23 protein-coding genes and 1 pseudogene are annotated in these 23216 nt (G+C 61.4%); 12 read left to right on the forward strand and 12 right to left on the reverse strand.

Annotated features, from left to right (window positions below):
- Positions 1-13: 13 nt before the first annotated feature.
- The 6 genes from codA to BK667_RS21880 all read right to left on the reverse strand — a co-directional run bounded on the left by codA (position 14) and on the right by BK667_RS21880 (position 6157).
- Positions 14-1258 (reverse strand): cytosine deaminase, encoded by a 1245-nt coding sequence (codA, locus tag BK667_RS21845; protein ID WP_123598865.1) that lies wholly within the window; start codon positions 1256-1258, stop codon positions 14-16.
- A 13-nt stretch (positions 1259-1271) separates the two neighbouring features.
- Positions 1272-2543 (reverse strand): cytosine permease, encoded by a 1272-nt coding sequence (gene codB / locus BK667_RS21850; protein WP_123598866.1) that lies wholly within the window; start codon positions 2541-2543, stop codon positions 1272-1274.
- A 392-nt stretch (positions 2544-2935) separates the two neighbouring features.
- On the reverse strand, positions 2936-3748 hold the full coding sequence (locus tag BK667_RS21860) for an alpha/beta fold hydrolase (RefSeq protein WP_123598867.1): 813 nt from the start codon (positions 3746-3748) through the stop codon (positions 2936-2938).
- 323 nt (positions 3749-4071) lie between these two features.
- The gene (locus BK667_RS21870; protein WP_123516255.1) at positions 4072-4524 is read right to left on the reverse strand and encodes a GNAT family N-acetyltransferase; all 453 of its coding nucleotides are present in this window, start codon (positions 4522-4524) and stop codon (positions 4072-4074) included.
- Between the two features lie 111 nt (positions 4525-4635).
- Complete coding sequence (gene queD, locus BK667_RS21875) at positions 4636-4992, reverse strand: 6-carboxytetrahydropterin synthase QueD (RefSeq protein ID WP_123409926.1); 357 nt, start codon at positions 4990-4992, stop codon at positions 4636-4638.
- A gap of 85 nt (positions 4993-5077) precedes the next feature.
- Positions 5078-6157 carry a patatin-like phospholipase family protein gene (locus BK667_RS21880; protein WP_123516257.1) on the reverse strand — a complete coding sequence of 360 codons (1080 nt, stop codon included), beginning with the start codon at positions 6155-6157 and terminating at the stop codon, positions 5078-5080.
- Positions 6158-6421: 264 nt separating this feature from the next.
- Here BK667_RS21880 and BK667_RS21885 point away from each other — a divergent pair, with 264 nt between their 5' ends.
- The 4 genes from BK667_RS21885 to BK667_RS21900 are packed head-to-tail and all read left to right on the forward strand — an operon-like array spanning position 6422 to position 9017.
- Positions 6422-6730, forward strand: coding sequence for a PepSY domain-containing protein (locus tag BK667_RS21885; protein WP_123516259.1), 309 nt, complete (start codon positions 6422-6424; stop codon positions 6728-6730).
- Positions 6730-7035 (forward strand): PepSY domain-containing protein, encoded by a 306-nt coding sequence (locus tag BK667_RS21890; protein WP_123516261.1) that lies wholly within the window; start codon positions 6730-6732, stop codon positions 7033-7035. The genes BK667_RS21885 and BK667_RS21890 overlap by 1 nt, the downstream gene beginning before the upstream one ends.
- Before the next feature lie 3 nt (positions 7036-7038).
- Positions 7039-7707, forward strand: coding sequence for a response regulator transcription factor (locus BK667_RS21895; RefSeq protein ID WP_054051582.1), 669 nt, complete (start codon positions 7039-7041; stop codon positions 7705-7707).
- Positions 7704-9017, forward strand: coding sequence for a sensor histidine kinase (locus tag BK667_RS21900; protein WP_123598868.1), 1314 nt, complete (start codon positions 7704-7706; stop codon positions 9015-9017). The genes BK667_RS21895 and BK667_RS21900 overlap by 4 nt, the downstream gene beginning before the upstream one ends.
- Before the next feature lie 102 nt (positions 9018-9119).
- Here the strand turns inward: BK667_RS21900 and BK667_RS21905 are convergent, their stop codons facing one another.
- From BK667_RS21905 to BK667_RS34045, 3 genes and pseudogenes are all read right to left on the reverse strand, one after another.
- Entirely contained in the window at positions 9120-10802 is a 1683-nt protein-coding gene (locus tag BK667_RS21905) for an MFS transporter (protein WP_123598869.1), read from the reverse strand.
- 387 nt (positions 10803-11189) lie between these two features.
- Positions 11190-11945, reverse strand: coding sequence for a methyl-accepting chemotaxis protein (locus tag BK667_RS34040; protein WP_375539182.1), 756 nt, complete (start codon positions 11943-11945; stop codon positions 11190-11192).
- A gap of 102 nt (positions 11946-12047) precedes the next feature.
- Positions 12048-13337, reverse strand: a pseudogene (locus tag BK667_RS34045) (methyl-accepting chemotaxis protein); the annotation flags it as partial.
- A gap of 328 nt (positions 13338-13665) precedes the next feature.
- Between BK667_RS34045 and BK667_RS21920 the strand changes: the two are divergent.
- Together BK667_RS21920 and ctpM are read left to right on the forward strand one after the other, a co-directional pair.
- Complete coding sequence (locus BK667_RS21920; protein ID WP_185058264.1) at positions 13666-14985, forward strand: Na+/H+ antiporter family protein; 1320 nt, start codon at positions 13666-13668, stop codon at positions 14983-14985.
- Positions 14986-15185: 200 nt separating this feature from the next.
- Complete coding sequence (gene ctpM / locus BK667_RS34170; protein ID WP_511261943.1) at positions 15186-16862, forward strand: methyl-accepting chemotaxis protein CtpM; 1677 nt, start codon at positions 15186-15188, stop codon at positions 16860-16862.
- 85 nt (positions 16863-16947) lie between these two features.
- On the opposite strand, the gene BK667_RS21930 is transcribed toward ctpM, so the two are convergent.
- On the reverse strand, positions 16948-17883 hold the full coding sequence (locus BK667_RS21930) for a LysR family transcriptional regulator (protein ID WP_123598872.1): 936 nt from the start codon (positions 17881-17883) through the stop codon (positions 16948-16950).
- A gap of 234 nt (positions 17884-18117) precedes the next feature.
- Here BK667_RS21930 and BK667_RS21940 point away from each other — a divergent pair, with 234 nt between their 5' ends.
- The 3 genes from BK667_RS21940 to BK667_RS21950 all read left to right on the forward strand — a co-directional run bounded on the left by BK667_RS21940 (position 18118) and on the right by BK667_RS21950 (position 19315).
- Entirely contained in the window at positions 18118-18612 is a 495-nt protein-coding gene (locus tag BK667_RS21940) for a DMT family transporter (protein WP_123516277.1), read from the forward strand.
- Positions 18612-19067, forward strand: coding sequence for a DMT family transporter (locus BK667_RS21945; RefSeq protein WP_123516279.1), 456 nt, complete (start codon positions 18612-18614; stop codon positions 19065-19067). Before BK667_RS21940 ends, BK667_RS21945 begins: the two co-directional genes overlap by 1 nt.
- Before the next feature lie 83 nt (positions 19068-19150).
- Positions 19151-19315: a metallothionein gene (locus tag BK667_RS21950; protein ID WP_123516281.1), complete on the forward strand. Its 165-nt coding sequence runs from the start codon at positions 19151-19153 to the stop codon at positions 19313-19315.
- A gap of 72 nt (positions 19316-19387) precedes the next feature.
- On the opposite strand, the gene BK667_RS21955 is transcribed toward BK667_RS21950, so the two are convergent.
- Complete coding sequence (locus BK667_RS21955; RefSeq protein ID WP_123516283.1) at positions 19388-19615, reverse strand: DUF6555 family protein; 228 nt, start codon at positions 19613-19615, stop codon at positions 19388-19390.
- A 145-nt stretch (positions 19616-19760) separates the two neighbouring features.
- On the opposite strand from BK667_RS21955, the gene BK667_RS21960 reads away from it, so the two are divergent.
- The 3 genes from BK667_RS21960 to BK667_RS21970 all read left to right on the forward strand — a co-directional run bounded on the left by BK667_RS21960 (position 19761) and on the right by BK667_RS21970 (position 21899).
- Positions 19761-20528 carry an AraC family transcriptional regulator gene (locus BK667_RS21960; protein WP_123598873.1) on the forward strand — a complete coding sequence of 256 codons (768 nt, stop codon included), beginning with the start codon at positions 19761-19763 and terminating at the stop codon, positions 20526-20528.
- Between the two features lie 209 nt (positions 20529-20737).
- Positions 20738-20911, forward strand: coding sequence for a DUF1427 family protein (locus BK667_RS21965; RefSeq protein ID WP_123513746.1), 174 nt, complete (start codon positions 20738-20740; stop codon positions 20909-20911).
- A 31-nt stretch (positions 20912-20942) separates the two neighbouring features.
- On the forward strand, positions 20943-21899 hold the full coding sequence (locus BK667_RS21970) for a quinone oxidoreductase family protein (protein ID WP_123598874.1): 957 nt from the start codon (positions 20943-20945) through the stop codon (positions 21897-21899).
- Between the two features lie 272 nt (positions 21900-22171).
- Here BK667_RS21970 and BK667_RS21975 read toward each other — a convergent pair whose 3' ends face one another.
- A complete protein-coding gene (locus tag BK667_RS21975; protein WP_123598875.1) occupies positions 22172-23206 on the reverse strand; it encodes a purine-nucleoside phosphorylase in 1035 nt (344 codons plus the stop codon).
- Between the last annotated feature and the right edge of the window lie 10 nt (positions 23207-23216).

A 23216-nucleotide genomic window follows, 5' to 3' on the forward strand; every position in this document is an offset into this window, starting at 1 on the left:
AGTCAGCGAAAATTCAAACCTGTTGCGCCCACTCCACCACCGGCATCTGCCGCTTCATCAACACCTCACCCCCGCGAATCGAATACAGCGGCAGACCCTGGCTGCGAATCACCTCGTAATCACTGTCCGCCGACAGAATCAGCAAGTTCGCTGGCCGCCCGCGCTCCAGTCCATAACGATCCCCCAAGGCCATGGCCTTGGCGCTGTTGTCGGTCACCAAATCCAGCGCACTTTGCAGGTTGCGGTAACCGAGCATATGGCAAATATGCAGGCCGGCTTCGAGTACGCGCAGGATGTTGCCGTTGCCCAGGGGATACCACGGGTCGACGATCGAATCCTGGCCGAAACACACGTTCATCCCCGCTTCGAGCAATTCGTTAACCCGGGTGACGCCACGGCGTTTCGGGAAGTTGTCGAAGCGCCCTTGCAGGTGAATGCTTTCGGTCGGGCAGGAGACAAAGCTGATCCCGGAATGCCCAAGCAACCGGAACAATTTGGCGCAGTACGCGTTGTCGTAGGAGCCCATGGCCGTGGTGTGGCTGGCGGTGACGCGCGAACCCATGTCGCGGCTGCGGGCTTCTTCGGCCAGCACTTCGAGGAAGCGTGAGTGCGGGTCGTCGGTTTCGTCGCAATGCACGTCCACCAGGCAACCGGTGCGTTCGGCCAGGTCCATCAGGAACTTCACCGAACTGACGCCCTGGTCCCGGGTGTACTCGAAATGCGGAATACCGCCGACCACATCGGCGCCCATGCGAATCGCTTCTTCCATCAGCTCGCGACCGTTGCGGTACGACTCGATGCCTTCCTGGGGGAACGCGACGATTTGCAGGTCGATCAAGTGGCGGCTTTCTTCGCGCACTTCGAGCATCGCCTTGAGCGCGGTCAGGGTCGGATCGGTGACATCGACGTGGGTGCGCACATGCTGGATGCCGTGGGCGGCCAGGGTCTGGATGGTTTTCTTGGCGCGGGTCTTGGTGTCTTCCAGGGTGATGGTGGCCTTGCGCTCCCCCCAGCATTCGATGCCTTCGAACAGCGTGCCGCTCATGTTCCAGCGTGGTTCGCCGGCGGTCAGCGTTGCGTCGAGGTGAATGTGCGGCTCGACGAAGGGCGGCACCACCAGTTTGCCGCCGGCGTCCAGGTCATCGGGACCCAAGGTCGGGGCTTCGGTCTGCCGGGCGATGTTGCCGATCAGGCCGTTTTCCAGGTGCAACTCATGCAGGCCTTCTTGGTTGCGCAGGCGGGCGTTGATGATGTGCATCAGGCGAATCCTTTTAGAGATCTTGTAGTGGAGCATCGGCAGTGCGGACACCCAGCACGCCGGTCAATATCACATACGTTAGCGCGGCTGCGGCAATGCCTACCAGCGGCGCGAGCCACGGCGAGCTGAACGCGGCCACGGTGCCGACCGCATAAGCGCTCAGGCCGGACCAGTTGAAGGCCGGCAGGCGAGCGTCGGCCAGACGAGGATATTGACCGCGATAACGAAAGAAAAAGTCCGCCATGATCACACCGCCAATCGGAGGAATGACCGTGCCGAGCAAAATCAGGTAGGGCACCAGCATGTCGTACATGCCCAGCAGCGCCAACAACGTGCCGATCACGGCGCCGGCCAGGGTCACGGTTTTGCGTCGGCCGGTGCGCAGCAGGTTGCACCCGGCGACGGCGAAGTTGTAGATCGTGTTGTCCTGGGTGCTCCAGATATTGAGCAGCAACATCGCCATCGCCGCCATGGCGAAGCCTTGCAACAGCAGCACTTCGACCACGTCGGGCTGCTGATAGACGATCGCCCCGTAGGCGCCGATCAGCACCATCAGGCCATTGCCGACGAAGAAACCGATCAGGCTCGCCAGCACCGCGACCCGCGCCGAACGGGAGAACCGCGTCCAGTTGGTGGCCTGGGTCGCGCCACTGACGAAAGTGCCGAACACCAAGGTTATGGCCGTCGACCAATCCAGCGTCTCGGTCGGCACCACGGCGAGCAAACCGTCGAGCCCGCCGACCTTTACCGTCGCGACCCACATCGACAGCATCAGCAGCAACATCATCGCCGGCACCGCGATGTACGACAGAATCTCCAACCCGCGATAACCGACATACGCCGTGGCGCAAAACACCATCCCGAACAACACCATCAGCCCGAGCACCGTGCCTTCGTCCAGTTCGAAATACTTGCCCAGCACCACCGCAGCCGTCGCCGTGCCCCAGGCGTACCAGCCGATCTGGGTGAAGCCGAGGATCAAGTCACTGAGCCTGCTGCCCACTTCGCCAAAACAGAAACGGCCCATCAGCACCGAGTTGAGGCCACTCTTGAACGCGATGTAGCCAAGTCCGGCGGCGTAGATGCCCAGCAGCAGATTGCCGACGACGATCACCGCCATCATCTCGCCAAAACCGAACGCCACCCCGAGCTTGCCGCCGGCAAACATGGTCGCGGTGAAGAAAGTGAAACCCAGCAGCACCATGGCGGTGGAGGCGAGGCCCTTGCGGGCGTGCATCGGGACTTCGCTGAGGGGGTAATCGTTACCGGGGTCGTTCTGCGTCATGGGGCGTTCCTTGCTGGATGAGAGACGCGGATGAGGGTTGCAGTGGTCGTGCCAGGTGCGCGGTGGTGGGGTTATTTATAGACGAGGCGGGGGAGTTGGGCGCGAAAGCGGTGCAACTGACGGGGCACAAGACCCATGTGGGAGCGGGCTTGCTCGCGAAGGCAGAGTGTCAGCCGACATCAATATTGACTGATCCACCGCTTTCGCGAGCAAGCCCGCTCCCACAGGTGATTGGGTTTCTTCAGGGGGATGAGTGCTGCGGTAGAAACCGTAGTGATGATCGTTCCCACGCTCTGCGTGGGAATGCCTCAATGGACGCTCCGCGTCCGCTTCGGCAGGGACGCGGAGCGTCCCGGGCTGCATTCCCACGCAGAGCGTGGGAACGATCATCTTTACAGAAACCTCAGCAACGCCGCGACAATCGCTTCCGGCGCATCTTCTTGCACTAGATGCCCTGCATTGGGAATGGCATGGAAACGGGACCCTGGGATCATTCCATGCAAGGCGCGTCCACGCTCGATGGGAATCCACTGATCATCCTCGCCCCACAGAATCTGCACCGGGCAGCGAATCGTGGGGTACAGCCCTTCGGCTTCTTGGGTATAGCGTTCATCCATCTGCGCAATCTGCCGGTAGAACGCTGCTTGCCCCGGTTCCCCCAGCCATGGCTGCACATAGGGTGCTAATTCATGGTCGGGGATTTCGCGCTGGATCGCGCCGCGAATGTAGGTCGGCACGATGGCCCTTTGAATGTAATCGGGCAATCCGCTGAACGCCGCTTCATGCTGGCGCACGTGCTGCACGAACGGCGAGCCCCAGGGCGTGAGTGCCACCGGGTCGATCAGGGTCAGGCTGCGGTAGTTTTTGCCGTTGAGCAGGTGGGCGCGCAGGGCGGTGGCGCCGCCGAAGTCGTGGGCCACTACGTCCGGGTTGTCCAGGCCCCAGTGCTCCAGCAGTTGCGTCAGCAGTTCGTTTTGTACGCCGAGGGACACATCGCTGTCGGGTTGCGCGGATTGCCCGTACCCCAGCAAATCAAAGTAATGCACCCGATGCGTGGTGATGAAATGCGGTGCGATCCGGTGCCACACATAAGACGAAAAGGGCGTGCCATGCACAAACACCAGCGGCGGACCGTCGCCCCGCACGGCGTAACGAACGGAATGCCCGTTGAAGCGATAGGTTTGAGGCAGAGGCCAGTCAGTCATGGGGGTGTCCTCTTGGCGGGAAGAGCCAAAGAGCATAGGCAAAAGATAACGGATGCAGCAACTGACGAAACGCATTTCCCCCTGTGGGAGCGGGCTTGCTCGCGAAGGCGTCTGTACATCCAGCATCAATGCGCCTGACAAACCGCTTTCGCGAGCAGGCTCGCTCCCACAGGGGATTTGTGTCGAATACTGATTCTGCGGCCACTGAAGAACAATTGTGGGAGCGAGCCTGCTCGCGAAGAGGCCGTGTCAGCCACCATCAATATTGACTGATCCACCGCTTTCGCGAGCAAGCCCGCTTCCACAGGGTTTTCAGGTGTTTTTTAGCTCAGTGCTTTGCGCATGTGCACCCGGCGCAAGCCGTTTTCTTCCACCCGGTGGGTTTCGACATACCCCCGGCGCAGGTACAGCGCGATGTTTTCGCGCATGGCTTCATTGGTGTAGAGCCGGATCGAGGGGTAACCCGCGTCGAGGGCGTGGCGTTCGGCGAAGTCCAGCAACTGCCGGCCGAAACCCTGGCCCATGACCGCCGGGTTGACGGCGATGTTGTCCAGCAGCAAGTACTCTTCGGTGTCGATCAGCACCACGAAACCGCTGAGGGTCTTTTCTTGCGCGAGGACATGGACGCGCCGGGCCAGTACCTGGCTGGCGTAGTCATCCAGCATCGGCGCGGGTTTGCGGCCGATGCGCTCGATGTAAGGCGAATAGGCCGCCTCGACGATGGCCTCGATCTGCGCGATGTCCTCAAGCGTAGCGGGGCGAATAAGCAGCGACATGAGACGGGTTCCTTTGGGCCAAGGATGGGGCCTGACTGTACTCGGCGTCAGCAAGAAACGACAGGCATAAAAAAACCACCGTCGCCGGTGGTTCTTCTCGATCAGGTGTTGTTACTCACCGTGATAGATGCAGCCGCTGGTGCAGGTTTCGTGGATACGAATCGCGCTGAGTTCCGGCAGCAGGGGCTTCAACTCGGTCCAGATCCACTTGGCCAGCACTTCACTGGTCGGGTTTTCCAGGCCAGGAATGTCGTTCAGGTAGTTGTGATCGAGGCGCTCGTAGAGTGGCTTGAAGATCGCCTTGATTTCCGAGAAATCGCGGATCCAGCCGGTATGCGGATCGAGGTCGCCACTGAGGTGAATCGCCACTTTGAACGAGTGACCGTGCAGGCGACCGCACTTGTGGCCTTCCGGTACGTGGGGCAGGCGGTGGGCGGATTCGAACGTAAACTCTTTGAAGATTTCCACAGTGATTTTCAGCTCTGTCAGGTGGCGATCGCCGCGGCGATGTGGGCAGGCGGCGAGTTTACCAGAGCGCCGGGCAAAACACTGACTAAAGGGTCAGCAAGCGCTCGCCGAGGCGACCGCTGGCAGCCAGTTCGAGAAATTCGTCGCCCATGCGGCGACTCTCTTCCATCGTCGCACGCCAGTATTTCTGGCGGCTCGGGGCATCGCCCATAAAGCGCTTGAAGTCGTTACGGTCCGGCAGTTTGCCGTAGGGCAGGCGCGCCAGATAATCCTTCGATGGCGCCAGCAACAGCACGTCTTGCAAGCGCGTAGTGCAGGCGCGGCGCCACGGTAGGGTCTTGTCGAACCAGCCCGGAATGACCCGGTCGGTGAAGTGCGGATAGAGCACGATGTCGTTGCCGCTGTAGGGCAGGTCGAGGTGATAGTCCAGCAGACCGCCGTCGCGAAATGTTCCAGCGCCGGCACCGGGCAAATCACGCACGCCTTCCATGACCATCGGGATCGAGCCCGACGCCAGCAGGGCCTGGCGCAGATTGCCGGCATTCAGCGCAACGAAGCGCGACGGAAAGTCATTCAACGCATTGACCGGCGGCGCCAGGCGCGGGTCGTGGATGATCAGCCGTTCGAAATGCCGCGACAGCCGCGCGCGACCCCGCAGGTTGTCGGCGATCACCGACGACAGGCCCAGGCCGAGGCGCCCGCGATGGTCGTGGGCGAGCAGGCCGTGGCTTTTGACCACCATGATGTTCAGTCGGTAATGGGCGTTGTCCAGAATCGTGGCGTCGCGGCCGTCCAGCAGCTCATCGAGCATGCGCCGGGAGCTCTGGCTGATTTGCGCCATGGTCACGCCCTTGTCGAAGTTCTGCTCGGTGTACAGATGACCGAGCCGGCGAATGCCTTCGGCGGCATCCGGCAGACACGCGCTGGCGAACCGCCAGGAACCCACCGAGGCGCCAATCAACGAGCGTTCACGAGGTGCCGCCGGCAGCCATTCGCCGAACAGCGCCAGGTCCAGACCTTGAATCCCCAACGCCTTGGGCCCACCGGCGGCGCCCGGCAGTGTGCCGACGTCAGCGGCGCTCAGGCCGTTTTCACGAATGCGCGCAAAGGCCCGCGGGCCGGCCTTGAGGGTCAGGGACGGGAACTTGATGTGGATAGCAGTCATACCGGTCTCGATGTCTGGCAAGCCGAGGATTATAGACACCCACCATTCCCCTGTGGGAGCGAGCCTGCTCGCGAAAGCGGTGTATCAGCCACGTAAGCATCGACTGATAAACCGCTTTCGCGAGCAGGCTCGCTCCCACAAGGGGTTTCATGCAGGGCAGAGTGGGGTGTTGTCATGACCAATGATGGCAATTCAGTTTCAGTTAAGTTCGCCCCGTTAAGGTGCACGCCGTACGCAACACATAAAAAAATACGGAGACACCCCATGAAAACCCTGACTGCCCTGTTCACCGCGTCCATCATCGCCATGACCGCCAGCCTCGCCCACGCCCGTGACCTGGGCCCCGACGAAGCCCTGAGACTGCGCGACGCTGGTACCATTGTGTCTTTCGAGAAACTCAACGCCACCGCACTCACCAAACACCCCGGTTCCAAAATTACCGAAACCGAGCTGGAAGAAGAGTACGGCAAGTACATCTATCAGGTGGAAATGCGCGACCCGCAGGGCATTGAGTGGGACCTGGAATTGGACGCTGTCAGCGGGCAGGTTCTCAAGGATCATCAGGATACGTAATGAAGGTGCTTTCCGTTTCACGCATGACGCTGGTGCTTCTGGCATTTTGCTCGGTGGTCATGGCTCGCGACCTGGATCAGGACGAAGCCCTGCGCCTGCGTCAGCAGGGCGTGATCCTGCCGCTCGAGCAACTGCTGCAACAGGCGCTGGACCGCTATCCCGGGTCCAAGTTGCTGGAAGCCGAGCTTGAAGAAAAACACGACGTCTACATTTATGAAGTCGAGTTGTTGACCACCGAAGGCGTGGTCCGCGAGCTGGACATCGAGGCCGCAACCGGCCGTTTATTGAAAGACAAGGAAGATTGACCGATGCGTTTGCTCCTGGTGGAAGACCACGTGCCCCTGGCCGACGAATTGATGGCCGGCCTCAACCGCCAGGGTTACGCCGTGGATTGGCTGGCCGACGGGCGCGACGCGGTGTACCAGGGCAGCAGCGAGCCCTATGACCTGATCATCCTCGACCTCGGCCTGCCGGGTTTGCCGGGGCTTGAGGTGCTGACCCAATGGCGTGCCGGCGGTTTGTCGACCCCGGTGCTGATCCTCACCGCGCGGGATTCCTGGGCCGAGCGGATCGAAGGGCTCAAGGCTGGCGCCGACGATTACCTGAGCAAACCCTTTCACCCCGAAGAGCTGCACCTGCGGGTCCAGGCGTTGCTGCGCCGCTCCCACGGCCAGGCCAACCAGCCGACGCTCAAGGCCGCCGGGCTGCATCTGGATGAAGGTCGCCAGTGCGTGACCCGCGACGGCGCCGACATTCAGCTCACCGCCGCTGAATTCCGTTTGCTGCGCTACTTCATGCTGCACCCCGAGCAAATCCTTTCCAAAAGTCACCTCGCCGAACACCTCTACGACGGTGAAACCGAGCGCGATTCCAACGTGCTCGAAGTTCACGTCAACCACTTGCGGCGCAAGCTTGGCCGTAGCGTGATCGAAACCCGTCGCGGCCAGGGTTACCTGTTCGGCGGGCAAGCCCAGTGAGGTCGATCCAGCGCCGCTTGAGCCTGGGGCTGATCAGCGTGATGGTGATCGTCGGCCTGGTGCTGGCGCAAACCAGTTTGTGGCTGTTCGAAATGGGCTTGCAGCGCTACCTCGAAGCCGGGCTGCGCAACGACAGTGAAAACCTGCTGGCAGCACTGGTGCGGGGGCCTCAGGGCCTGCAGCTGGATGAGCGACACTTGGCCCCGGCCTATCAGCGGCCATTTTCCGGGCATTACTTTCGCATTGATTTTGCCGACAGCCACTGGCGCTCCCGTTCGTTGTGGGACCAGGAACTGCCGCGGCTGGATCACGCCGGGTTGCACAGCAATCTGCAATTGGGCCCGGAAGGCCAGCAGCTGCTGATCTTGCGGTCGGACTATCGACGGCTCGGCCAGTCGATTTCCATCAGCGTGGCTCAGGATTACACGCCCGTGCGTCAGAGTTTCCTGCGTATGCAGCAAGTCGGTCTCGGGCTCGGGCTGGCGGGGTTGCTGCTGATTCTGCTGCTGCAACGGATCACCGTGCGCCGCGCCTTGCGTCCGCTGGAAAAGGCCCGCGAGCAGATCGCTCAACTGCAACAAGGCCAGCGTTCACAACTGGATGATCAGGTGCCGGTGGAGCTGGAGCCGCTGGTGGCGCAGATCAACCATCTGCTGGCCCATACCGAAGACAGCCTCAAGCGTTCGCGCAACGCCTTGGGCAACCTCGGCCACGCCTTGAAAACCCCGCTGGCGGTGTTGCTCAGCCTGGCCTCCAGCGAAAAACTCGATGCTCACCCGGAGCTGCGCAAGGTCATCCAGCAACAGCTTGAACAGGTCCAGCAACGGCTCAACCGCGAACTCAATCGCGCGCGATTGTCCGGCGATGCGTTGCCGGGAGTGTTGTTTGATTGCGATGCCGAACTGCCGGGGTTACTGGCCACGTTGAACATGATCCACGGTGAACACCTTGAGCTGAGCTACCGTGCGCCGGCCGGTTTGCTACTGCCCTGGGACCGCGAGGACTTGTTGGAACTGCTCGGTAACCTGCTGGATAACGCCTGCAAATGGGCGGACGCCGAGGTTCGCTTGAACGTGGTCGAAATGCCTGAAAAGTTTGAGCTGAGCGTGGAAGACGACGGCCCGGGCATTCCCGAAGACCAGCGCGCCCAGGTGTTCAGCCGCGGCACACGGCTGGATGAACAGACTGACGGGCATGGCTTGGGCCTGGGCATCGTGCGCGACATCGTCGACACCTGGGGCGGGACGCTGCTGTTGCAGGAAAGCGAGTGGGGCGGGTTGAAAGTCGTGATCGAATTGCCCAAGCGCTGACCCGAATTCCACGTTCTCCCCCTGTAGGAGCAAAGCTTGCTCGCGATGGCGTCCTTGAAACCGCCATCGCGAGCAAGCTTTGCTCCTACGGGGAAACGTCATTTAGGTGTGATGAATCTCCCGATCCTTGGTTTCCGGCATGAAGAAAATCCCCAGCACGGCCGTCATCACTGCAATCACAATCGGGTACCACAACCCGTAATAGATATCCCCGGTAGCCGCCACCATCGCAAACGCCACCGTCGGCAGGAACCCACCGAACCAGCCATTGCCGATGTGATAGGGCAGCGACATCGAGGTGTAGCGGATGCGCGCCGGGAACAGTTCCACCAGCCACGCCGCAATCGGGCCGTAGACCATGGTCACGTAGATCACCAGGATGGTCAGCAACAGCAACACCATCGGGTAATTGGTCTTGGCCGGGTCAGCCTTTTCAGGGTAACCGGCATCCTTGAGCGCGGTGCCGAGGGTGGCGGTGAAGGCGTCGTTGCGCGCCTTGAAGTCAGCGGCCGGCAGGCTGGAGCCTTCGAAGCTCGGGATCACCTTGTCGCCGATGCGCACCTGAGCGACGGTGCCCGGTTCAGCCTTGTCATTTTTGTAGGGGATCGCGCGCTTCGCCAGCAGGGTCTTGGCCAGGTCGCAGGAACTGGTGAATTTGGCCTTGCCCACCGGGTCGAACTGGAACGAGCACTGGTCGGGATCGGCGATCACCGTGACCGGGTTCCTTTCCTGGGCGATGAACACATCGGGGTTACCGTACTGGGTCAGCGCATGGAAGATCGGAAAGTAGGTCGCTGCGGCGAGGATGCAGCCTGCCATGATGATGCCCTTGCGCCCGATGCGGTCGGACAGGCTGCCGAAGATCACAAAGAATGGCGTGCCGATCAGCAGCGAGCCGGCGATCAACAGGTTGGCGGTCTGCGGGTCGATCTTCAGGGTTTGCAGCAGGAAGAACAGCGCATAGAACTGCCCGGTGTACCAGACGACGGCCTGGCCGGCGGTGCCGCCGAGCAGGGCCATGATCACGATTTTCAGGTTGTCCCAGCGGGCGAAGGATTCGGTCAGCGGCGCTTTGGAGGACTTGCCTTCGGCTTTCATCTTCAGGAATACCGGTGACTCGCTGAGTTGCAGGCGGATGTACACCGAGACAATCAGCAGCAGGATCGACAGCAGAAACGGAATCCGCCAGCCCCAAGCCTCGAAGGCTTCAGTGCCCAGAGCGGTACGGCAGGCGAGGATCACCAGCAGTGAGAGGAACAGACCGAGGGTCGCGGTGGTTTGAATCCATGAGGTGAAATAGCCGCGTTTGCCTTTCGGTGCATGTTCCGCGACGTAGGTCGCCGCGCCGCCGTACTCACCGCCCAGGGCCAGGCCTTGCAGCAGGCGCAGGGTGATCAGGATGACTGGCGCCGCCACGCCGATGGTCGCGTAGCCGGGCAGGAAACCCACCACGGCTGTGGAGATACCCATGATGACGATGGTGATGAGGAACGTGTGCTTGCGCCCGATCATGTCGCCCAATCGGCCGAACACGATGGCGCCAAACGGCCGCACGGCGAAACCCGCGGCGAAGGCGAGCAGGGCGAAGATGAAGGAGGTGGTCTCGTTGACGCCGGCGAAGAAGTGCTTGGCGATGATCGCGGCGAGGGAGCCGTAAAGGTAAAAGTCGTACCACTCGAATACGGTGCCCAGGGACGAGGCGAAAATGACCTTGCGCTCCTCCTTGGTGATGCCGTGGTGGGGCGCACTGCCCATTCCCGTGGTGGTGGTGTCGATTGTGGCCATGGGTGTTCTCCGTCTTGCGCTTGTTGTAGGCCGGAGCACCTCAAAATACCCGTGTTGCCGCACCCAGGCCCTGGGGCTTATATCGTCGGATTGCTCCTAGAAGCATAATCAGCTTCGCGCAAATATCCACTCGACCTCTAAAACCCAGTAGGGCGCAGAACCTGTGGGAGCGAGCCTGCTCGCGAAGGCGATGCATCAGCCAACATCCTTGCTGAATGTCACACCGCTTTCGCGAGCAAGCTCGCTCCCACAGGGGATTGCGGTGTTCGATCGTTCCCACGCTCTGCGTGGGAATGCCTCAATGGACGCTCCGCGTCCGCTCTTGGGACGCGGAGCGTCCCGGGCTGCATTCCCACGCAGCGCGTGGGAACGATCAATCATCTTGGGTCAAACCCGGAATTGATCCATCAAGCTCTGCTGCTGGTTGGCCAGGCTGTTCAGCGACTGGCTGACCCGCGCTGATTCATTGGCCTGCCCCGACAGCGATTCGGTGACGTCGCGAATGGTCGCCACGTTGTTGTTGATCTCTTCGGCCACCGCGCTTTGTTCCTCGGCGGCGCTGGCGATTTGCAGGTTCATGTCGCTGATGACCGTCACCGCATCGCCAATCTGACGCAACGCGGTCACGGCCTGGCCGACTTGCTCGACACTGCCCTGAGCCTGGCGATGGCCGTTGCTCATCGAACTGACCACATCCTGGGTGCCGCTCTGCAACTGCTCGATCACTTGACGGGTTTCCTCGACCGACTCCTGAGTACGCCGCGCCAGGTTGCGCACTTCATCGGCGACCACGGCAAAGCCGCGTCCGGCTTCACCGGCACGGGCCGCTTCAATCGCCGCATTGAGCGCCAGCAGATTGGTTTGCTCGGCAATGGCGCGGATCACTTCCAGCACCGAACCGATTTTCTCGCTGTTCGCCGCCAGGCCTTCGACTTGCACCATCGCCGCGCTCATGTCGGCAGCGAGGTTGCCGATGCTGGCGGTGGTGCGGTCGATCACGGTCAGGCCCTGACGGGTTGCCTGATCCGCATCGCGCGCTGCATGCGCCGCCTGGGCCGCGCTGCGGGCGACGTCCTGGGCGGTGGCGCTCATTTCGTGGGAGGCGGTGGCCACCTGATCGACCTGACGGTATTGCTGCTCCATGCCGGCGCTGGTCTGGGTGGCGATGGCGGAGGATTGATCCGCCGTGCTGCGGGCGTCCTGCACCGAGCGTTTCACCTCGGCGATGATCGGTTGCAGCTTGTCGAGGAAGCGGTTGAACCAGCCGGCCAACTGGCCCAGTTCGTCCTTCTTGTCGTAGGCCAGGCGCCGGGTCAGGTCGCCTTCGCCGCTGGCGATGTCTTCCAGCATATGCGCCACGCCGAGGATCGGTTTGGTCACGCTGCGGGCCATCAACCACACCAACAGCAGGCCGATCAGCGCGGCGAGTACGCCCAGGCCGAGTTCGACCAACGTGCCGGCGCGGTTGCTTTCATCCAGTTGTTTTTTCAGCGCTTCGGCCGGACCGACCAGGACTTTCTCCGGCACGTCGAGCAACACACCCCAGGACTTGCCGCCCGGAATCGGCTGGAACGGCGACAGCACTTTCAACTGCTCGTTGCTGTGCAAGCTTTCGGTCTTGCTGCTGGCGGAAAGCCTACGGATCAGCTCGGCGCCGTTGGTTTTATCCACAACATCCAAACGCTGGCTGAGTTTGCTCGCATCCGGGCTGTAACCGGCCAGCAGGCCCGCCGGGCTGAGAATGCTGACGCTGGTCTGGCCGTCATAGAGCTTTTTGCTCGCGCCCTGGCTGACCGCTTGCAGGCTGTTGAGGTTGATGTCCACCGACAGCGAGGCGATGACTTTACCGTTGACCATCAGCGGGAACACGATGCTGGTCATCAGCACGTTCTGGCCGTCGATTACATAGAAGTACGGTTCGATCACGCACGGCTTGAGCGTGGTGCGCGGGCAGGTAAACCAGGCGTTGGCCGCCTCGCCGCTGGGGCCGGTGCTGATGTCGGCCATGTCGCTTTCCGGCAGCGCCATGGACGTCACTTTGCCCGGCGTCGGTTGCGACCAGTACAGGGCGAAGCGGCCCTTGTCGTTACTGCCAAGTTCAGCCTGGCCGGCGAACAGTTCGTCCTTGCCATCCAGCGCATTGGCTTCAAATACCAGGGACAGGCCAAGCAACTCCGGATTGGCCTGCAGCGCCGACTTGACCTGACGGGTCAGGTCTTCTCGCAGGTCGAAGGCATCGAGAAAACGCTTTTCGGCCTGATCGCGCAGAAACAGCACCTGCCGCGAAAAGCCGTGGCCATATTGATAGGCGTCCATGAACTGCTGGCGAATCCCCAGCGCCTGGTTTTCACCCTGGGACTCGATCCGCGCCTGGGCGGATTCGGTGAGCATCTCCATGCTCGACGCTTTCACCAGCGCGGAGCTGTGCTCCATGCGATACAGCGAAAGACCCACCAGCAGCGTCACGATACCCGCCAGGCACAGCCCGGCCAGCAGGGTGATTTTCCATTGGATGGAGAGTTGTCTGAGCGACATGGAGAGACGTCCTTATTCGATATTTATCTGAGACTTTGCACTGTAACGGCCGCCAATCACCTTTCTTAAGGACAAATCAGACCTGTAGGAGCAAGGCTTGCCCGCGATGACGACTTCAAGGGCGCCATCGCGGGCAAGCCTTGCTCCTACAGAGTGCGGTGCTTCGATGATCGCAAGCTGTTACACATTTCCGGGCCCCGTGCGCTTTGACACCGACGCCTCTGTGCGGCACAGTGCGCGCCCTCTAATAAAACCCATTCCTTATTTCGCTGGCGGCGATTCGCAGACTGCCGGCGGAGCTCATTCCGCTTGCCCAGAGGTAACGATGATTAATGCTGTAATTGCCGCGGTTGGCGTCATGCTGGTGCTCAGCCTGTCCCGCGTGCATGTGGTGATCGCGCTGATCGTCGGCGCGCTGGTGGGTGGCCTGACCGGTGGTCTGGGCATCGACGCAACACTCAAAGCCTTCAACAGTGGCCTCGGTAACGGGGCGACGGTGGCTTTGTCCTACGCCTTGCTCGGCGCCTTCGCAGTGGCGATTGCCAAGTCCGGACTGGCCCATGCCCTGGCGGACAAGGCCCTGGCAATGGTCGACCGCCAGCACGCCAACGGCGGAGGTTCGGTCAAGTGGCTGTTGATCGGCTTGCTGTGGGTGGTGGCCATCGCTTCGCAGAACATTCTGCCGATACATATCGCCTTTATTCCGTTGCTGGTGCCGCCGCTTTTATATGTGCTGACCAAGTTGCAACTGGATCGCCGCTTGATCGCCTGCGTCATGACGTTTGGCCTGATCACTCCGTACATGGTGTTCCCGGTGGGTTTCGGCAATATCTTCCTGAACCAGATCCTGCTGGCCAACGTCGCCAAGAGCGGCGTCGACATCAGCCAGATCAACGTCATGCACGCCATGGCGATTCCGGCCATGGGCATGGTGTTCGGCCTGTTGGTGGCGGTGTTCTTCAGCTACCGCAAAAAACGCGTCTACGACCTGGCGAAGATTGAGCAGGTGGAGCAAGTCAGTGTCGCCTACAACCCGCTGACCCTGTGCGTGGCCGGATTGGCCATCGCGGCGGCGTTTATCATTCAGTTGCTGCTGGACTCGATGATCATCGGTGCCCTGGCGGGTTTTCTGATTTTCTCGGCGTCGGGGATTGTGAAGTGGCGTGAAACCGACGACCTGTTCACTGAAGGCATGAAGATGATGGCGATGATCGGCTTCATCATGATTGCCGCGTCCGGGTTTGCCGAAGTGCTCAAGGCCACCGGGCAAGTGCGCACGCTGGTCGAAAGCGCGGCGGCGTGGATCGATCACAGCAGGGCCATTGGTGCGCTGCTGATGCTGCTGGTGGGGTTGATGGTGACTATCGGCATCGGTTCGTCGTTCTCCACCGTGCCGATCCTGGCGGCGATCTTCGTGCCGCTGTGTGTGCAACTGGGGTTCAGCCCGATGGCGATCGTCTGCATCGTCGGCACCGCGGGTGCCTTGGGCGACACCGGTTCGCCGGCCTCGGACTCGACCCTGGGGCCGACCTCCGGCCTGAACATCGACGGTCAGCATCACCACATCTGGGACACCGTGGTCCCGACCTTCCTGCACTACAATCTGCCGCTGCTGGCGTTTGGCTGGGTGGCGGCGATGGTCCTCTGATCACCGATCCCCTGTAGGAGCGAGGCTTGCCCGCGAAAGCGGTGTGTCAGACACATAGATGTCGAGTGTGCCGCCGCCTTCGCGGGCAAGCCTCGCTCCTACAAGGGGATTGTGGTGTCCGATGATTCAACTTTTGATCTGGCCTGCCGTTAAAGCCTTTAACCACGCCAATAAAATCAAAAGAGTGAACCGTCATGCGCATGAGCCTGAAGGCTAAAGTCCTGTCCCTTGCCGTTCTCCCGGTGTTGCTCTTCGCGCTAGTCATCAGCCTGACCACGCTGTTCATTCTTCAGGAACAGGCGCGCAAGGAGGTCGAGGAAACCCGCCAGAGCCTGCTCAACGACGCCAAGGCCACCCTGCAAAGTTACGTCGCCGTGGCCATGACCGCGATCAAACCGCTTTATGATGCCGCCGCCCCTGGCGATGACGCCGCGCGGGCCCAAGTGGTCAAGTTGCTGTCGAGCATCAGCTACGGCAAGGATGGCTACTTCTTCGGCTACGACTCCAACACCGTGCGCCTGTTCAAGTCCAACAGCCCGGACGGCGTGGGCCAGAGCTTCAAGGACAACCGTGACCCGAACGGTGTCTACGTCAATCGCGACCTGGTGAAAGTCGCGAAGGACGGCACACACTATCTGGAATACAGCTCGCCATTGCCCGGCAACACTCAGGTGCTGGTGCCCAAACTCGGCTACACCGAATACCTGCCCAAGTGGGACATGGCGGTCGGCACCTCGGTCAACCTCGATGGCATCGAAGCTCAGGTGGCGCTGGTCCAGGCCAAGGTCACCGAACGGATGGAAGGCGTGGTGCTGAGCATCGTCGGGATTGCCGTGGTGGTGTTGCTGGTGATCGCTGCTGCGGGGATGTTGCTGGCTAACGCGATTCTGCGACCGCTGAACCTGATGAAAGCCAACCTCGACGACATCGCAGCGGGCGAGGGCGACCTGACCCGGCGCCTGACCATCACCAGCGAAGACGAACTCGGGCAACTGGCCGGCTCGTTCAACCGCTTCGTCGACAAGATCCACAGCCTGGTGCGCCAGATCACTGAAATGACTTCGCAACTGACCGGGCTGGTGAATCAGGTGTCCGATCAGGCCCAGCGTTCGGATCAGGCGATGGAGCGTCAGCGTCATGAAACGGACCAGGTCGCCACGGCGATCAACGAAATGTCCGCCGCCGCCCAGGAAGTGGCCAAGAGCGCGCAAAACGCCGCCGTCGCTGCCCAGCAAACCGACGCTGAAGGCCAGGCCGCCAAACGTGTGGTGGCCGGCAGCATCGTGAAAATTCATGCGTTGGTGGATGACATCCGCACCAGCGGCGTGTCCCTCGACAGCCTGCAAAAAGACGTGTCTTCGATTGTCAGCGTGCTCGGGGTGATCCGTTCGATTGCCGAGCAGACCAACCTCCTGGCCCTCAACGCCGCCATCGAAGCCGCGCGCGCCGGTGAGGCTGGCCGTGGTTTTGCGGTGGTGGCGGACGAAGTGCGGGCGTTGGCCAGTCGCACGCAAATCAGTACCCAGGAAATCCAGGGCATGATCGACCGCTTGCAGGCCGGAACTCAGTCGGCGGTGGAAGCGATGCGCCGTTCCAGCGAAGCGGGTGACGGCACCTCGGCCCAGGCCAACGAAGCCGGGGCTTCGCTGGACACCATGGCGCAGTTGATCGGCACCATCAACTCGATGAACGCGCAGATTGCCAGCGCCGCTGAAGAACAGACGGCGGTGGCGGAAGAGATCAACCGCAGCGTGCATCAGATTGCCGTGGCGGTGGACAGCGTGGCGGATGAAACCCAGTTGGGCGCGCAGACTTCACGCAGCCTGGCGGACCTTGGGCAACGCCTGGGTAAATTGGTTGGCCAGTTCCGGATCTGACACCACCCAGTACCTGTAGGAGCAAAGCTTGCTCGCGATGGCGTCTGTGAGATCGCCATCGCGGGCAAGCCATGCTCCTACAGGTTCACGGCCTGTCCCAATACGGCACGCTGCCAAAACACTCCACATAAAAATCAATCACCGTCCTGACCTTCACCGACAACCGTCGACTCCCCGGCCACAGCACGGCAATCTGCTGCGGTTCAACGCTGTTGGACACCTGATAATTCCCCAGCACTGGCACCAGCGTGCCTTCGCGCACCGCTTCGCCAATCAACCACGACGGAAACATCACCAGCCCCAGCCCCTGTTCGGCGGCTTGGGTCAGGGTGTCGGCGTGGTTGCCGGTAATCGGGCCTCGCACCGTGTAAGGCGTCCAGTCCTGCTGACCCTGACGAAAGAACCAGCGCTGCTGGCCGGTGACACCTTTGTAGGCCAGGCATTGGTGAGCAACGAGGTCTTCAGGATGTTGCGGGATGCCGTGGCGCTTCAAATAGGCAGGACTGGCCGCGACCTGAAAGCGATGGGGCGCCAGGATCCGCGCCTGCATGCTCGAATCGTGCAACGGGCCGATGCGAAACAACAGGTCGGCGCCTTCCTGCAACGGATCGACGTAGCTGTCGGTCTGCTGGATATCCAGTTGCAGCTTCGGGTAGCGCTCGCATAACTGCCCCAGCCACGGCGTCAGATGCCGCTGGCCAAACACCACCGGCGCATTGATGCGCACCAGTCCGCTGGGTTCGCTTTGCTGTTCCTGCAAGGCCTGTTCGGCCTCTTCCAGTTGCACCAGCACCAACCGCGCGTGATGCCCGAGCATCCGCCCGGCTTCTGTCGGCGTGACCGCGCGGGTGTGGCGGTAGAGCAATTGCTGGTTGAGGGCCTGTTCCATCAACTGGATTTGCCGGGAAATCGAAGAGGGCGCCAGGCCCTCGCGGCGGGCGACTTCGGAAAAACTGCCGTGGTCGAGCACCGCGACAAACAGTCGAAGTGCCTTGAATCCGAGTTCGTTGAGGCCGTGCATGGTGAGTCCTGCTGTGCGAGATACGCAAAAGTGTTGTCCGGATGCTCCCATTTATCGCAAAGGATCGCCAGCCGATAATGCGCTCCACTTCCAACACCGCATCCCCCTGTGGGAGCGAGCCTGCTCGCGAAGAGGGCGTATCAGTCAGCATCAATTTGGCTGATACACCGCTTTCGCGAGCAGGCTCGCTCCCACAGGGGATATGGCTTAACTGATCAATCGCAGGTTTTTCTTATGCAATCTTCTTCAATCGATACCGTCGGCGTTGGCGCACCGCCAACCACCAAGCCCGGCTTGCGCCTATTGCTACTGCCCCTGGTCATCCTCGCCGGTATGGGCCTGTCCGTGGAGGCCGGTTTGCTCGGGCCGCTCGGGGTTCAGGTCGGGCATCTGTGGGCGACCCTGAGCATCTTCGGTGTCGGCTCGGCAATTCTGTTTCTGTTGCTGCTGTTCAGCGGCCCGCAGCAAGGGCCGGCCCTGAGCGAATTGCCGCGCTGGCAGTTGATCGGCGGTTTTCTCGGGCCGATCTACGTGGTGGTGCTGACCCTGGCCACGCCGCACATCGGCATCGCCATGACGATGATCGCGATCCTGTCGGGGCAGGTCGGCAAGAGTGTGCTGATCGACCACTTCGGCTGGTTCGGCGCCACCCGAAAAAAGGTCAACGGTGAACGTTGGCTGGCCTTGCTGCTGATTGTCGCGGCACTTGTTCTGATTGCTCGGGGTTGATGATGAATCTGATTATTTTGTTGGCGGTGGTGGTAGCGGCTGGCGCGGTGTTGAGTGTCCAGGCGGCGATCAACGGGCGTCTGGGGGAAACGGTTGGTGTGTTGCGCAGCAGTTTGCTGACCTTTGTGGTGGGCGCGGTGGTCACCGGGTTGCTGATCCTGTTTTTTGAACCGGCCCACGCCGTGAGTCTTTTGGATGTGCCGAAATGGCAGCTCAGCGGGGCGCTGTTCGGCGTGGTGTACATGATGGTCATGGTTGGTGCGGTGCCCCGGGTCGGCACGGCGGTGGCGACGGTCGCGGTGATCGTCGGGCAACTGGGCATGGGCATGTTGATCGACAACTTTGGCTGGCTCGGCAACCCGGCGATTGAGTTGTCCGGCAGCCGGATCCTGGCGATGGCGTGCCTGGCGCTGGCGTTGGTGTTCATGTATCGCAGCAGCACCCGACAGGCATAACGCGGCCCGGTGTAGGAACTCCTACACTGTTTAGACGGTGCGAACGCGTCGCACCGGACGACCATAACCGTGGAGTCCGTCTCATGATCGACAGTGAAAGTACCTGCGACTGCCCCAAATGCTCCTGCAAACTGGGCCAACATCCGATCGCGCGTCACGGCAAGCACTATTGCTGCGAAGCCTGCGCCAAGCATCACGAACACGGTGAAGCGTGTTCCAGCAAGGGCTGCAAATGCGCCAACGGCTGACCGCGGATCAAAAAAAGTGGAGCCGCTTGGGCTCCACTTTTTGTTTTGACGCTCCTTGTCTCCCTATTCCATTTAGTTCGCCGGTCGCCAGGTGACGTTCTCGACGCCGAATTTTTCTGCCAGCGGTTTGCTGGTCTTTTGCACCTTTTCACGGCCAAAACGCGGGATGCGGCCCACGCCAGCATCGCAGCTTGCCCAATGCCAGGCCTCCGCGTTATCCATCTTGTCCAGACGGATAATGAAAGACTTGGGGGCGCCATGAAGGGTGTATTCAATGACGAAAAGTTTTGCGTTGTTCATAAAGCCCGTATTCCTCCCTGTGGTAATAGAGGGATCCCGGGCGCTGGTAAAAATTCACTCGGATTGTCAGATGGTGGCCGTCACTGGCGACAACCCGAGTGCCTCGTTACCATGATGTTTCCCCGAACCCCAATGATCCTTGCCCATGGCCCTTGCCGCACCACCCGACCTGACTGACACCGATGTGCCCGTGCAACCACTGGCACGCACCTATCCGCGCGGTCTGTACATCGAGCCCCATGAACATGCCTGGGGTCAACTGCTGTATGCGATGAGCGGGGTGATGTGGGTCGAGACTCCGCACGAGGCGCTGGTGGTGCCGCCGCAACGGGCGGTGTGGTTGCCGCCGGGCGTGCCCCATGGGATTCGCGTGGTGTCGGACTTGCAGATGCGCAATATCTACCTGCGACCGGCGCTGGCGGCGACCCTGGACGACAACGTGCAGGTGATCGAGGTCGGTGGACTGCTGCGTGAATTGATCGTCGGTCTGGTGGAGCAGGGTGACGACGGTGCACCGGAGTATTACGAGGCGCTGGTGGGCCTGGCGTTGCTGGAGCTGAAGCGGGCCAAGCGCTCAATGTTGAAAATCCCGTTGCCGGACGATTCTGATCGACGCCTGCTCAACCTGTGTCAGGCCGTCATGGCCGCGCCGTCTCTGGATATTCCTTTCGAACAACACGCGGAAAACGCCGGGGCCAGCGTGCGCACCTTGGCGCGGCTGTTCAAGGACGGGCTCGGCATGGGCTTCGCCGAATGGCGGCGCCAGGTGCAACTGGCGACCGCGACGGCGGAGTTGATCCAGGGCGTGCCGGTCAGCGCCATCGCTCGGGAACTGGGGTATTCGCCGAGCAGCTTCAGCGACATGTTTCGCCGGGAGCTGGGTGTGGCGCCTTCGCAATTCCTGACGGAGTAACACCCACCCTGTAGGAGCAAAGCTTGCTCGCGATGGCGGTGTGTCAGTCACATCAATGCTGAATGTGCCGCCGCCATCGCGGGCAAGCCATGCTCCTACAGGGGCGTTGGCTTACCCGCGTTTTGGCAGAAATTCAGAAGCCCTTGGCCGACGGGTTTCGTTGCCCTTCTCTAGACTTCTCGCATACCCCCTGTGCCACGGAGTCTGTCATGAACTACCTCATTTCCCTGGCCATTGGCCTGGGCGTCGGTCTGCTCTACGGCGCGCTGGATTTTCGCTCCCCGGCACCCCCGGCCATCGCGTTGGTGGGGCTGCTGGGCATGCTCGCCGGCGAGCAGTTGTGGCCCATGGGCCGGCAGTTGATCGCCGGTTGGCTCTCCTGAAAACCCTTTATTCATTCAAATGGAAACGCCCATGAAAGCTCTGCAATTCGACAAGACCGGCGATCTCTCTTCCCTGCGCTACGTCGAGGTCCCGACCCCGGTGGCCGGCGCCAATGAAGTGCTGGTGCAGATCAAGGCAGCAGGCCTGAACCCCAGCGATGTGAAGAACGTGTTGGGGCGTTTTCCCTACACCACGCTGCCACGGATTCCCGGTCGGGATTTCGCCGGGGTGGTGGTGGAAGGCCCGCAGGCGTTGATCGGTCAGGACGTCTGGGGCACCGGTCGCGACCTCGGCTTTTTTGCCGACGGTTCCCACGCGCAATTCGTTAAGTTGCCGGCCAATGGCGTGGCACTGAAACCGACTCACTTGAGTTTCGCCCAGGCCGCCAGCCTCGGCGTGCCGTACACCACGGCGTGGGATGCGCTGGAACGCAGTCTGGTGACGTCCCGTACGCGTTTGCTGGTGATTGGCGGCGGTGCCGTGGGCAGTGCGGCGCTGGCGCTGGCGAAAATCCGTGGTGCCCAGGTATTGGCGGCAGCGCGGCGGGTGGAGCAGGTCAAGGAGTTGCAAGCCCAGGGCTTTGAGACCCTGCAACTGGACAAGCCCGAAGACCTCGGCGCACAGGTGAATGCCGTGTACGCCGGTGGCGCTGACGTGATCTTCGACACCACCGGTTTCTGGCTGCCGGCCTCGGTCCCGGCGCTGGCCCCGTTTGGTCGTATCGCGATCATTGCCGCGCCGGTGGACGGCCTCGTGCAATTGCCAGCGCTGGCGTTGTACCGCAAGGGCGGCTCGGTGGTCGGGATCAACTCGTTGTTGTACGGCGTGCAGGCCTGTGCGGCGATGCTGGATCAGTTCGGCCAGTTCTTCGATCAGGATTTGTTGCCGTTGCCGGAAGGGTTGGTCGAATCGCCGTTGGCCGAAGGGGTGGAGCGTTATGCCGAGGTGAATGCGGGCGGTGGTGACAAGGTGATTTTGTTGCCATAGCCGATAGATGTGTTGATAGGACTGACCCCTTCGCGAGCAGGCTCGCTCCCACAGTGGATTTGTGTGATTCACCGGAGGTGTGATCGGCACATCACCCTGTGGGAGCGAGCCTGCTCGCGAAGGCGGTGAATCGGTCACATTGATGTTGTTTGGTCTGGCCCTATCGCGAGCAAGCTCGCTCCCACAGTGGATTTGTGTTGTTCACCGGAGGTGTGATCGGCACATCACCCTGTGGGAGCGAGCTTGCTCGCGATGGCGTTTTTCAGTCGACCTCAGGCTTCGGGAACACCTTTCTCCCAGGCCGACCAGTTTTTCAAGATGTCCTGCACCAGCGGATTGCCCGTGCGGTAGAGGTTTTCCAGGGCCGGCACAAACCCGCCCTGGTCCGCGTACTTGAGCAGGTTATCCACCTCACTCTGCCCCGGCGCCGGCCGGTCGAAGTCGGAGCCGGCGCGCACCACCGCCAGGCGCTGCACATCTACCAGGCCTTCGCGACTGGCGCGCAGCAGCGCTTCGTAGGTGGAGTTGTCTTCCTGCTGGGTCGTGCAGTACTCGCCTTTGTTATCGGTCAGCAACTTGGTCCAGACTTCTGCGCGCTCGCTCAGGCGAGTCCCGGAAAACCAGGTATTGCCCGCCGCCGTATCGCATTTCGTCACCACCGGCGCCAGATTGGCCGGTGCCGACGGATACTTCACGCGCCATGCCGCCGATTCCTTGCTCTCGCTCAGCTCGACTTTATGCGACAGGGCAAACGCCTTGGCCTGCAATTTCGGGTTGAGTTCGAAGACTTCTGTCTTGTAGTCCAGCGGCGGTTTTTCGTTCGGGCCTTTGGTGTTGATGCCGATGTAACCGGTCGGCCAGTCTTTCGGTGCGTCCCGGGAATCGATCTCCCACTGGGTGCCGAATTCCACCAGATAATGCGCCCACGCGGCGGTGCCGATGGTTCCGTGTTTCGGGCTGATGCCGGCGATCCCGGCGATCAGGAAATAACTTTTACGCAGGTCGAATTTCGACGACAGCGCCAACGCCAGGGTCGATGCCGCGGCGTTGGTCTGGCCCATGCCGGTGACCATCAGGCACACCTGCTGCGTGTTGCAGCGAATGTTCGGGTACTCCGCGGACAGGCCCGGTACGCGAATTTCCTGCTTGAGTTCCAGGCGATCGATCCAGTTCTGCGCCTCGGGGGCGAACATGGTGATCAGCATCACTTTCGGCTGGATCGGTGCTTCGGCGGCCCAAACGGCAGAAGAAAGCAGGGTGCCGCAGGCCAGGCAAACGGACAGGGAAAGACGAGTAATTGCGTGCATAAAAATCTCC

Source organism: Pseudomonas frederiksbergensis (assembly GCF_003732705.1).
Lineage (GTDB): Bacteria > Pseudomonadota > Gammaproteobacteria > Pseudomonadales > Pseudomonadaceae > Aquipseudomonas > Aquipseudomonas frederiksbergensis_F.

Coding starts and splice junctions, on each gene's coding strand:
- BK667_RS21955 (WP_123516283.1), bottom strand. CDS start 19,615: ATGAACAACGCAAAACTTTTCGTCATTGAATACACCCTTCATGGCGCC.
- BK667_RS34040 (WP_375539182.1), bottom strand. CDS start 11,945: ATGGAGCAGCAATACCGTCAGGTCGATCAGGTGGCCACCGCCTCCCAC.
- BK667_RS21880 (WP_123516257.1), bottom strand. CDS start 6,157: ATGACTGCTATCCACATCAAGTTCCCGTCCCTGACCCTCAAGGCCGGC.
- BK667_RS21895 (WP_054051582.1), top strand. CDS start 7,039: ATGCGTTTGCTCCTGGTGGAAGACCACGTGCCCCTGGCCGACGAATTG.
- ctpM (WP_511261943.1), top strand. CDS start 15,186: ATGAGCCTGAAGGCTAAAGTCCTGTCCCTTGCCGTTCTCCCGGTGTTG.
- BK667_RS21870 (WP_123516255.1), bottom strand. CDS start 4,524: ATGTCGCTGCTTATTCGCCCCGCTACGCTTGAGGACATCGCGCAGATC.
- BK667_RS21970 (WP_123598874.1), top strand. CDS start 20,943: ATGAAAGCTCTGCAATTCGACAAGACCGGCGATCTCTCTTCCCTGCGC.
- BK667_RS21940 (WP_123516277.1), top strand. CDS start 18,118: ATGCAATCTTCTTCAATCGATACCGTCGGCGTTGGCGCACCGCCAACC.
- codB (WP_123598866.1), bottom strand. CDS start 2,543: ATGACGCAGAACGACCCCGGTAACGATTACCCCCTCAGCGAAGTCCCG.
- BK667_RS21950 (WP_123516281.1), top strand. CDS start 19,151: ATGATCGACAGTGAAAGTACCTGCGACTGCCCCAAATGCTCCTGCAAA.
- BK667_RS21975 (WP_123598875.1), bottom strand. CDS start 23,206: ATGCACGCAATTACTCGTCTTTCCCTGTCCGTTTGCCTGGCCTGCGGC.
- codA (WP_123598865.1), bottom strand. CDS start 1,258: ATGCACATCATCAACGCCCGCCTGCGCAACCAAGAAGGCCTGCATGAG.
- BK667_RS21945 (WP_123516279.1), top strand. CDS start 18,612: ATGATGAATCTGATTATTTTGTTGGCGGTGGTGGTAGCGGCTGGCGCG.
- BK667_RS21960 (WP_123598873.1), top strand. CDS start 19,761: ATGGCCCTTGCCGCACCACCCGACCTGACTGACACCGATGTGCCCGTG.
- BK667_RS21890 (WP_123516261.1), top strand. CDS start 6,730: ATGAAGGTGCTTTCCGTTTCACGCATGACGCTGGTGCTTCTGGCATTT.
- BK667_RS21905 (WP_123598869.1), bottom strand. CDS start 10,802: ATGGCCACAATCGACACCACCACCACGGGAATGGGCAGTGCGCCCCAC.
- BK667_RS21860 (WP_123598867.1), bottom strand. CDS start 3,748: ATGACTGACTGGCCTCTGCCTCAAACCTATCGCTTCAACGGGCATTCC.
- BK667_RS21930 (WP_123598872.1), bottom strand. CDS start 17,883: ATGCACGGCCTCAACGAACTCGGATTCAAGGCACTTCGACTGTTTGTC.
- BK667_RS21885 (WP_123516259.1), top strand. CDS start 6,422: ATGAAAACCCTGACTGCCCTGTTCACCGCGTCCATCATCGCCATGACC.
- BK667_RS21965 (WP_123513746.1), top strand. CDS start 20,738: ATGAACTACCTCATTTCCCTGGCCATTGGCCTGGGCGTCGGTCTGCTC.